The sequence below is a fragment of the Piscirickettsia salmonis LF-89 = ATCC VR-1361 genome, assembly GCF_000297215.2.
Lineage (GTDB): Bacteria > Pseudomonadota > Gammaproteobacteria > Piscirickettsiales > Piscirickettsiaceae > Piscirickettsia > Piscirickettsia salmonis.
Genome location: NZ_AMFF02000059.1, coordinates 1,811 through 11,993, shown reverse-complemented (window position 1 = coordinate 11,993; position 10,183 = coordinate 1,811). Strand labels below are relative to the sequence as shown.

At 42.5% G+C, this 10,183-nt stretch carries 12 protein-coding genes; 9 read left to right on the top strand and 3 right to left on the bottom strand.

The genetic code is table 11. The annotated features are described in order from the left end of the window. Window positions 1–41: 41 nt before the first annotated feature. The gene (locus C200_RS16510; RefSeq protein WP_016210827.1) at window positions 42–164 is read right to left on the bottom strand and encodes a hypothetical protein; all 123 of its coding nucleotides are present in this window, start codon (window positions 162–164) and stop codon (window positions 42–44) included. A 40-nt stretch (window positions 165–204) separates the two neighbouring features. Here C200_RS16510 and C200_RS06235 point away from each other — a divergent pair, with 40 nt between their 5' ends. Next, the gene (locus C200_RS06235; protein WP_016210826.1) at window positions 205–1,071 is read left to right on the top strand and encodes a hypothetical protein; all 867 of its coding nucleotides are present in this window, start codon (window positions 205–207) and stop codon (window positions 1,069–1,071) included. A 109-nt stretch (window positions 1,072–1,180) separates the two neighbouring features. Here the strand turns inward: C200_RS06235 and ettA are convergent, their stop codons facing one another. Further along, window positions 1,181–2,860 (bottom strand): energy-dependent translational throttle protein EttA, encoded by a 1,680-nt coding sequence (ettA, locus tag C200_RS06230; RefSeq protein WP_016210824.1) that lies wholly within the window; start codon window positions 2,858–2,860, stop codon window positions 1,181–1,183. 126 nt (window positions 2,861–2,986) lie between these two features. On the opposite strand from ettA, the gene glyA reads away from it, so the two are divergent. From glyA to thiL, 8 genes are all read left to right on the top strand, one after another. Then, complete coding sequence (gene glyA, locus C200_RS06225; RefSeq protein WP_016210830.1) at window positions 2,987–4,237, top strand: serine hydroxymethyltransferase; 1,251 nt, start codon at window positions 2,987–2,989, stop codon at window positions 4,235–4,237. Window positions 4,238–4,312: 75 nt separating this feature from the next. Continuing rightward, a complete protein-coding gene (gene nrdR / locus C200_RS06220; RefSeq protein WP_032126465.1) occupies window positions 4,313–4,774 on the top strand; it encodes a transcriptional regulator NrdR in 462 nt (153 codons plus the stop codon). Further along, window positions 4,771–5,919: a bifunctional diaminohydroxyphosphoribosylaminopyrimidine deaminase/5-amino-6-(5-phosphoribosylamino)uracil reductase RibD gene (ribD, locus tag C200_RS06215; RefSeq protein ID WP_016210835.1), complete on the top strand. Its 1,149-nt coding sequence runs from the start codon at window positions 4,771–4,773 to the stop codon at window positions 5,917–5,919. The genes nrdR and ribD overlap by 4 nt, the downstream gene beginning before the upstream one ends. 5 nt (window positions 5,920–5,924) lie before the next feature. Beyond that, entirely contained in the window at window positions 5,925–6,599 is a 675-nt protein-coding gene (locus C200_RS06210) for a riboflavin synthase (protein ID WP_016210836.1), read from the top strand. Window positions 6,600–6,628: 29 nt separating this feature from the next. Beyond that, window positions 6,629–7,252, top strand: coding sequence for a 3,4-dihydroxy-2-butanone-4-phosphate synthase (ribB, locus tag C200_RS06205; protein ID WP_052133275.1), 624 nt, complete (start codon window positions 6,629–6,631; stop codon window positions 7,250–7,252). Window positions 7,253–7,367: 115 nt separating this feature from the next. Next, window positions 7,368–7,841, top strand: coding sequence for a 6,7-dimethyl-8-ribityllumazine synthase (gene ribH / locus C200_RS06200; protein WP_016210828.1), 474 nt, complete (start codon window positions 7,368–7,370; stop codon window positions 7,839–7,841). 1 nt (window position 7,842) lies between these two features. Beyond that, window positions 7,843–8,265, top strand: a complete 423-nt coding sequence (gene nusB / locus C200_RS06195) for a transcription antitermination factor NusB (RefSeq protein WP_016210832.1) — start codon at window positions 7,843–7,845, stop codon at window positions 8,263–8,265. Then, window positions 8,252–9,271, top strand: coding sequence for a thiamine-phosphate kinase (gene thiL / locus C200_RS06190; protein WP_016210829.1), 1,020 nt, complete (start codon window positions 8,252–8,254; stop codon window positions 9,269–9,271). Before nusB ends, thiL begins: the two co-directional genes overlap by 14 nt. A 269-nt stretch (window positions 9,272–9,540) precedes the next feature. On the opposite strand, the gene C200_RS06185 is transcribed toward thiL, so the two are convergent. Then, window positions 9,541–10,086, bottom strand: coding sequence for a hypothetical protein (locus C200_RS06185; RefSeq protein WP_016210831.1), 546 nt, complete (start codon window positions 10,084–10,086; stop codon window positions 9,541–9,543). Window positions 10,087–10,183: the final 97 nt, after the last annotated feature.

The following is a 10,183-nucleotide window of genomic DNA, read 5'->3' as shown; positions in this document are numbered from 1 at the left end:
CCGTAGAGTCATGTGAGAGCACAGTAGTGGAGTGTGCCGATTCAAGGCACGTAACGCTGTGTGACGCGGACAGCCGAGGGTTTATAGTCGTCGCGTTTTGCTCGGCGATTTTGCATCATTGGATGTGCAAAATACCTACCGAGGTAGCGACGCTTACGATACAAGGAAAAGCTTACTAGTCAAGATTAAGAGAGGTGTTTAGCAGTGAAATTTGGTAAAATTAAAGAATTTCTTAAAGAGGGTAATTTATTATCTGTTGATTCTCAATTATTGCAAGAGCTTGGTAATCGATATATACATAAACATCAGTCATGGTGGAAAATTCTTGATAAGAATGATAGATCATTAGCCCATGAACTAATTAACTTTAAGAATAGGCCTGAAAGTCGTAGGCCTGAAAGTTCTGATCAAGAAGGCCAGAGTATTGAATGTTACTATAAATTGCTGGATGTTTTAAAAGGTGTGGGTGCAAGCGCAGGTTACCCAGAAGATAATTGGTTGGCTAGTAAGATAGTTGATATTTTAAATACAGTGTTTACTAAAGAGCCTCATAATAAAGTAAAACTTGGAGATTACTCAATAGATGCGGTAATTAACCATTTTAAAGGTGAAATAGATCGCTATGCCTCACAAACCGTATCTACTGGCTATACAGCAGGTAACACATCTGCAATTAATAATTCGATTGATAAACAAGTAAAACAACGATTGATTACTAACTTTTTAAAAAATACCAGCGTGAAATCTGGTGGTGAAGAAGTTTATTTTAATAACCAATCGTATCGTGTTCCTAAGGGAGTGTTAGAGGCGTTTAGATCTTCAAATCAATTATTGGAGCCATATAATTCTAATAGAAAGATAATTGAGATTGATAGTCGCTTGTCTCCTAAAGATTTAAAGGCAATGATCTCTTATTTTATGAAGAGTTATGCTAAAGAAAATAATGCATCTCAACAAAGGTTTCATATTGGGGGCTGGGGAAAAAGAAGTGAAGAGACAATGGTCATGTATCAACACTTTCAAAATGACAAGTCGGAAGGTCTATCAAAGTACTTTGAAAACACGATGTAAGCGAAATTTTTAATTAACTTTATTGTTGATTATTTATTTTTAAAATAAAAAAGAGGAAATGCTGAAAATTTCCTCTTTAATATTATATTAAGCTGCGTTAAATTGCTTTTTAAGCGTTTGCCAGGCGTTTATATTTAATCCGTTGCGGTTGCTCGGCATCAATGCCTAAGCGACGTTTGCGATCTGCTTCGTACTCACTATAATTACCTTCAAACCACTCGACATGGCTGTCGCCTTCGTAGGCTAAAATATGGGTAGCAATACGATCGAGGAACCAACGGTCGTGAGAAATAACAACCGCACAACCTGGGAAATTTAACAAGGATTCTTCCAGGGCGCGTAAGGTTTCAACGTCTAAGTCATTGGTGGGCTCATCGAGAAGCAATACATTGCCGCCACGTTTTAATAATTTAGCTAAGTGAACGCGATTGCGCTCACCACCGGATAAATCGCTAATGCGCTTTTGCTGATCGCCGCCTTTAAAGTTAAAGCGGCTGACATACGCCCGTGATGGCATAGTAAAGTTACCAACGACAATATGATCAGAGCCGGCAGAGATTTCTTCCCAGACGGTTTTGCTATTATCTAAAGCATCACGTGATTGGTCGACACAGGCCAAATCAACCGTTTCACCTACTTTAAAATCACCCTTATCGATGCTTTCTTGGCCAGTGAGTAATTTAAACAGGGTGGTTTTACCTGCGCCATTGGGGCCGATAATGCCGACGATGCCACCGCGTGGCAGGTTAAAGCTTAAGTCCTCAATAAGAACACGTTCGTTAAAACCTTTGTTAATGTTATTGGCTTCGATGACTAAATCACCTAAGCGTGGTCCGGGTGGAATATATAGGGATTGAGTTTCATTACGTTTTTGAAACTCTTGAGAAGAAAGCTCTTCAAAGCGCGCTAAACGGGCTTTGCTTTTAGCACGGCGGCCTTTGGGGTTAGAGCGTACCCACTCAAGTTCGGCTTTAATGCTGCGATTATGAGTATCTTCTTGGCGCTTTTCTTGCGCTAAGCGCTGCTCTTTTTGCTCCAACCAAGAGGAGTAATTGCCTTCATAGGGAATACCTTCACCACGGTCGAGCTCTAGAATCCAACCGGCGACATTATCTAAGAAGTAACGGTCGTGGGTAATAGCAACGACCGTGCCTTTAAATTCATGTAGAAAACGTTCAAGCCAGGCCACACTTTCAGCATCCAAATGGTTAGTCGGCTCATCTAAAAGCAGCATGTCAGGGTTAGACAAAAGCAGTTGGCAAAGGGCGACACGACGACGCTCACCGCCGGACAGTACGGAGACATCAGCATCCCAAGGCGGTAGGCGTAGTGCATCGGCGGCGATTTCCAGCGTACGTTCTAGGTCCCAGGCATTGGCCGCATCAATTTGATTTTGTAGCTCGGCTTGTTCTTCAAGTAAGGCCGTCATCTCATCAGGGTCAAGTTCTGGGTCAGCGAATTTCATGTTGATTGCGTTATAGCGATCAACAATGGCTTTGGTTTCTTTAATGCCTTCTTCGACATTGCCGCGGACATCTTTGCTTGAATCTAGTTGTGGTTCTTGCGGCAGGTAACCGATATTGATGCCTGTTTGTGGGCGCGCTTCGCCATCGAACTCTTGGTCAACACCGGCCATAATACGTAATAACGTTGATTTTCCTGCACCGTTTAAACCTAAAACGCCAATTTTAGCGCCTGGAAAGAAAGATAAAGAAATATTTTTTAAAATGGTTTTGCCGGGTGGAACGACCTTGCTGACCCGATTCATGGTAAAGATATATTGTGCCATGGTCTGTGCTTGCCTTATTTTTCGTTAGAAACTGCTGAAATCATACCACCAGTCCAGCAAAAGAAGAAAACTTCTGGTAGAATAGCGCTGTCTGAAATTTCTACTCAAAACTTTTGGAGAGTAAGCATGTTTGACTCGCGTACCATTGCAGATTTCGACCCTGAACTTGCAAAAGCCATACAAGACGAAGGATGTCGTCAAGAAGAGCATATCGAATTGATTGCCTCAGAAAACTATACGAGTCCGCGTGTGCTAGAAGCACAAGGGTCGGTATTAACGAACAAATATGCTGAAGGCTATGCAGGCAAGCGTTACTATGGTGGTTGTGAGCATGTTGATGTCGCGGAACGTTTGGCGGTTGAGCGTGCAAAGCAGCTGTTTGGTGCAGATTATGCCAATGTCCAGCCTCATGCCGGCTCACAAGCGAATGCCGCGGTTTATCAGGCCTTATTAACACCGGGTGATACCGTATTGGGGATGAGTCTTGCCCATGGTGGCCATTTAACACATGGCTCTAAAGTAAATTTTTCAGGTAAACATTATCATGCTATTCAATATGGTTTAAGTGAAGTCACAGGTGACATTGACTATGACCAGGTGCTTGAATTGGCGCGTCAACATCAGCCGAAGATGATTGTGGCTGGGTTTTCAGCATATTCTGGCATAGTTGATTGGCAACGTTTTCGTGAGATTGCTGATGAGGTCGGTGCGTATTTAATGGTGGATATGGCACATGTGGCTGGTTTAATTGCTGCGGGTTTATATCCAAATCCGATACCGGTTGCTGATGTCGTCACAACGACGACGCATAAAACCTTGCGTGGCCCACGTAGTGGTTTGATTTTGGCAAAAGCTAATCCTGAGATTGAGAAAAAATTAAATTCAGCGGTGTTCCCTGGCATGCAAGGCGGACCGTTAATGCATGTGATTGCAGCGAAAGCAGTGGCGTTTAAAGAAGCAATGGCGCCTGAGTTTAAAGACTATCAAGCACAAGTATTAAAAAATGCTAAAGCCATGGTCAGTGTGTTGATGGCGCGGGGTTATAAAGTGGTCTCGAATGGCACAGAAAATCACTTATTTCTAGTTGATTTAATTGATAAAGATATCACTGGCAAAGAGGCTGAAGAAGCATTGGGTCGGGCGAATATTACTGTGAATAAAAACTCAGTGCCGAATGATCCGCGCTCGCCGTTTGTCACCAGTGGTTTGCGTTTAGGCTCTCCGGCGATTACGACGCGTGGCTTTAAAGAAATTGAAGCGAAGCAAGTCGCTGAGCTGATTTGTGATGTTTTAGATCATCTGGGTGATGAGGCAGTGATTGAAAAGACCAAGCAGGCAGCGGCTTTGTTATGTCGTGAGTTTCCTGTTTATCAGTAGTAAATTACTCGGCGAGTTCGCCGGTTGGCCGGCGGAATAAATTTCTGCCGGCCTTGTTAAGTGTGAGTGATATCAATGCAGTGCCCTTTCTGTCAGCATAAAGACACCAAAGTTATAGACTCACGCTGGGTGAGTGAAAGCAATCAAGTGCGGCGTCGTCGTGAATGTATCCAGTGTGCTGAGCGCTTTACTACCTATGAGGGGGTGGAGCTGGCGATGCCGCGGGTGATTAAACGCAATGGCGATCGAGAAAGCTTTAACGAAGATAAGCTCCGTAAAGGGCTGACGCATGCCTTAGAAAAACGTCCGGTTTCAGCGAAAGATATCGATGCGTTGATTCAAAAAGTCAGCTCGCAAATGCGGGCGATGGGCGAGCGTGAAGTGGATTCTGGCCTGTTGGGCGAATGGGTGATGAAAGAGCTCAAGAGCTTAGATCAAGTTGCTTATGTGCGTTTTGCGTCAATTTATCGTAGTTTTCAGGATGTTGATGCCTTTAGGCAAGAGATCGAACGTTTATTGCAAGGTGAAAGTGCATGAGTGCTTCATTAGTGCAGGTAGATGATCTAGATCACTTAGGTCTGGATCAATCTTATATGCAGCAGGCATTGCGTCTTGCTGAGCGTGGTCGCTATACAACAAAGCCAAATCCCTGTGTGGGTTGTGTCTTGGTTAAAGAAAATAAGGTGGTTGGTGAAGGCTATCATCAGCGTGCTGGCGGTCCGCATGCCGAAGTGTATGCTTTAAGGCAAGCGGGTGAGCATTCACAGGGCGCAACCGCTTATGTGACGTTAGAACCGTGTGCACACACTGGCCGGACAGGGCCGTGTGCAGAGGCATTAATTGCCGCCAAGGTGAGTCGGGTGGTGGTCGCTATGCAAGACCCGTTTGAGCAAGTTGCTGGCCAGGGAATAGAAAAACTGCACGCTGCGGGCATCCGTGTCACCGTTGGGGTCTGTGAGCGGCAAGCACGTGAATTAAATTTAGGGTTTATCACCCGTGTGGAAAAAAAGCGCCCGTGGATACGCATTAAAATGGCGCAAAGTTTGGATGGCCGTACGGCGATGGCGTCGGGAGAAAGTCAGTGGATCACCGGGCCTGAGTCTCGTCAAGATGTACAGCGTTTGCGCGCATGCAGTTCAGCCATCTTTACTGGTATTGGTACGGTATTACATGATAATCCAGAGTTAAAAGTACGAGCAGCTGAGTTAGGTGAGGCGTTTTTAGAACAAGATCAACCTGTGCGAGTGATTGTCGATAGTCAGTTGAGCATGCCATTACAGGCGAAGATATTAAAGCAAGTAGATACTGTTTTAATTATTACTAGCGAACAGCAACAAGATAGCGAGCAAGCACGGTTATTAAACCATTTAGGGGTAAATATTGCTTATGCGCCCATGGATAGCCTTGGCAAGATTGATTTAGTCTGGTGTATGCGGTTATTAGCGGGAAAAGGCATCAATGAATTACATGTGGAAGCTGGAGCGACGTTAGCGGGAGCTTTGATACAGCAAGGGTTATGTGATGAGTTGGTTATTTATATGGCGACGGTGTTATTAGGCAGCCAGGCTCGGCCGTTGTTTGATTTGTCGTTGACTAAGATGAGTGAAAAAGTTGCGCTACACCTTGAAGATCTTTGTCGTTTCGGTGATGATATGCGCTTGACATTAAAACCGGTGGTTTGAACGTTATGTTTACAGGGTTAATTGCTGCAGTTGGGCGGATTGAATCTTTGCTATTTCAAGGCGAGGATGCACGCTTAACGATTGTTGCCGGTTGTTTGGATCTTGGTGATGTGGCGTTGGGTGATAGCATTGCGGTTAATGGCGTGTGCTTGACCGTGGTTGTGTGTAATCGGACCTCTTTTGGTGTGGATATTTCTATAGAAAGCTTAAATTTAACGACATTAAAAGATTTAAAGTCAGGAAGCTTAGTGAATTTAGAAAAAGCCTTACAGCTAAGCTCACGTTTGGGTGGCCATTTAGTCAGTGGTCATGTTGATGGTGTTGGCCACGTCGTGGCCATTGAGCGTTCCGGTCGTTCTTATTGTTATCGTATTAAAGCTCCTAAAGATTTATTACGTTATATTACGGTAAAAGGCTCGATTTGTATTGATGGTGTGAGCTTGACTGTGAATTATATAGACAATGATACATTTGGGCTCAATGTTATTCCACACACTCAAGATAAGACCATTATTACTAATTATAGAGTTGGTTCCAAGGTTAATTTAGAAGTCGATTTGCTCGCCCGTTATTTAGAACGCTTATTAAATTGTCCAGGTGATCATAATAAAAATAACGAATTACAGCGGAACCAAAAAACGATAGATGAGAATTTCTTAAGGCAGCATGGGTTTATATGACAATGAAGGCGAAGGGGCAGGAGTTACAAATGTTAAGTACGACAGAAGAGTTAATTGCTGAAATTAAAGCAGGGAATATGGTGGTCTTGCTTGACGATGAGGATCGTGAAAATGAAGGTGATCTGATCATGGCGGCAGATAAAGTGACCCCTCAGGCAATTAATTTTATGATTCGCTATGGTCGAGGCTTAGTCTGCCTGCCGATGAGTGGTCAAATGTGTGACCGCTTAAAGCTGCCGATGATGGTGCCTGCAGATTGTAATGGCACGCAATATCATACGAATTTTACCGTATCGATTGAGGCCGCAGTCGGTGTGACTACAGGTATTTCAACATTCGATCGGGCAAAGACGATACATACTGCGATTGCAGGTGATGCTAAGCCTGAGGATATTGTTATGCCAGGTCATATCTTCCCTCTTCGTGCCGCGGCTGGTGGGGTGTTAGAGCGTCAGGGGCATACTGAGGCCTCAGTTGAACTCGCTCGTTTGGCCGGTTGTTCTCCTGCGGGTGTGCTGGTTGAGATTATTGGTGATGATGGTAATATGGCCCGTCGCGATGAGCTGTTTGACTATGCAAAAATCCATGGCCTGAAGATTGGCACGGTTGCAGATTTAGTTGAATATTGCCAGCGTTTAAAGCAAAGCGCTTAAACTAATGGCTAGATTAATTACTTTAAATTGATTAATTAGGTTTAAATTTTAATTAAGATTAAAACCTTAGATTTTTAGATTTTTTAGAATTAAGTATAGAGATAGAGTGAATAAAATGAGTGTAAAAATCATAGAAGGCCAATTAACTGCACCTCAAGGCAAGATTGCCATTGTTGCTGGTCGTTTTAATAGTTTTATTGTTGAGAGCTTGATTAGTGGCGCAATTGACTGTTTACGTCGCCATGGTGTCAGTGAGGAAAGCTTGACTGTAATTAAAGCACCTGGTGCATTCGAATTGCCATTTATTGTTCAGCAAGTGGCACGTCAGCGCCAATATGCCGGGATTATTGCCTTAGGTGCGGTGATTCGTGGCGGCACACCTCATTTTGACTATGTGGCGGGTGAGTGTGCAAAAGGCATTGCGCAGGTGATGCTCTCTCATGAATTGCCGATTAGTTTTGGCGTGTTAACAACGGACAATATTGAGCAGGCTATTGAACGCGCAGGTACTAAAGCTGGCAATAAAGGCGCGGAAGCGGCGATGGCACTCATAGAAACACTGAATGTCGCATCAATGCTTGGAGAGTAACATGAGCCCAAAAATGCGCCATAAAAGCCGTAAAATACTTGTGCAAGCTATGTATCAGTGGGCGATGACGGGTGATAATCTATCCACGATAGAGATGCAGTTTCGCTCGACGAATGAAATGCAACACTTAGATGGTGAGTATTTTCATGAGCTTTTGCATGCAATTCCAGCTCAAATTAGTGAGTTAGATAAAACGTTTCAGCCTTTTTTACAACGGACAGTTGATGAAATCAGCCCGGTTGAATTAGCGGTGTTACGTGTTGGAACCTATGAGCTCAAAGAGCGTTTGGATATTCCTTATCGTGTGGTGATTAATGAAGGTGTTGAGATGGCAAAAACCTTCGGTGCTGAAGATGCCCATAAATTTGTCAACAGTGTGTTAGATCGTGTAGCCCAGACGATACGTAAAGATGAGCAAAAATAAGCAACATTTGTCTTCACCTCTAAGTGAATTTGATCTGATAGAGCGCTTTTTTAAGCGCTCTTCTTCTTTGCAAGAAGGTAATAATGGCATTATTTTAGGTATTGGTGATGACTGTGCATTACTTCAGCTAGGTTCTAGTGAGGTGATTGCTGCATCGATAGATAGCTTAGTTTCTGGTGTGCATTTTTTTGCTGATGAAAAACCATTTAATATTGGCTACAAAGCAGTGATGGTCAATGCCAGTGACTTAGCAGCAATGGGTGCTAAACCACGCTGGCTTACTTTAGCGTTAACGTTGCCCGAAATGGATGAGAATTGGTTAAGTCTATTTAGTCAGGGGCTTTTCCAGGCTTTGGCTGAAACGGGTATGAGTTTAGTGGGTGGTGATACAACACGTGGTCCGCTGAGTCTGAGTGTACAAGTGCAGGGCACTGTTGATAAAGATAAAGCACTTAGGCGTTCTGGAATGCAAGAGGGCGATGTAATTTATGTTTCTGGGCCGTTAGGAGGAGCAGCATTAGGCTTGGCTCATCGGTTGGGTAACATTCAATTTAATCATGACCAGAAAGAAAAAACACTAGAGCTTATAGAGCAAGCACTGTGCTTGCCTCAGGCACGTTGGCAGTTGGGCTTAATACTTAAAGATTATGCTAATAGTTGTATTGATATTTCAGATGGTTTAGCTGCAGATTTAACGCATATGTTGAGGCAAAGCGCTTGTGGAGCAAAAATTAATTTAGCAGATATTCCTTATCATTTAGCATTTAGCTCTGTTAATTTATCACTGAATGAAAAGTGGCAGTATGCACTTGCGGGTGGTGAAGATTATGAGTTGTGCTTTAGCATGAATAAAAATAATGAAGAAAAACTTTTAGAAAAATTAAAATCAAAAAATATCAATATTTTTCGCATTGGTGAAGTGATAAGTGGTGATGATAAAAATCTAAACTTTTATTTAGGTCGTGATGAGATAAAATTAAATTTATCAGGTTATAGACATTTCTAGTCACTTTTAACCTTTGGTTATGTTATTTAGCTTTAGGGAAGAGCAAAGTGTGTCACACAATACGCTCTGTAGATTAGACGATATAAACCCGTAGAATTATTAAAAAAAGTGAATATAGCTGCTGTTATTAGCAGCTGATTTTTTTAGGATAGTAAAGGTTTGATGGTAAGTTTTAAGCTCAAAAAGGGGCCGACATGCGGCCAAGTGCCCATACATGTAAATTTTAATTTTCATAATTATTTAAGCAAGGTCTCCTTGCATTTTGACTTTTAGAGAACGGCACAGCAGCTTGAGGTTGGTTCTGGTTCTGGTTCTGGTTCTGAACTTGTTGCATTTTGGTAAAAAAGATTTGAGCATGGCCCTTTTCCTATAGCAAATTCTGCTACTTCGTGAGCAAGCTCTGGGAGTAGAGGGGTTGTTTGTAGCTGATTATGGATTTGGTGGTCTTGTTGTAAAAATGTAGCTAGATATTGATCAAATATTTTTTCAGAATATCTTGGAGTATATGCAATAGTTTCTGTACACCTTCCTTCTTTTGAAGGGTCTTTAAGCCACCTTTTAGTAAAGTTATCGGCGTATTCTTTTCTTTCGGCACTCATTGTTTTGTCACGGTCTATATTCATAGTTTTGAAAATGGCCTGATGAACTATATTTATCCCTACAGGTTTATTTTGCCGAATGGTGATTTCAAGCTCTTCAGCTTGGTTTTGAGAAACTGTTAAACGTATAGCATTGAGTAAATAATCTTTGTGTTCTTTTAATTGCTCTTGTAATAGGTTTGCAATTAACCTAAGTTGTTCTTCAGTTAATGACATCAAATTTCCTTTTGAAGGTTAAAAGCTCACCTTACGCACTGACATGATAAACGATGTATAATGAAATCTGATAGATACAGGGATTTCATCAGGAATG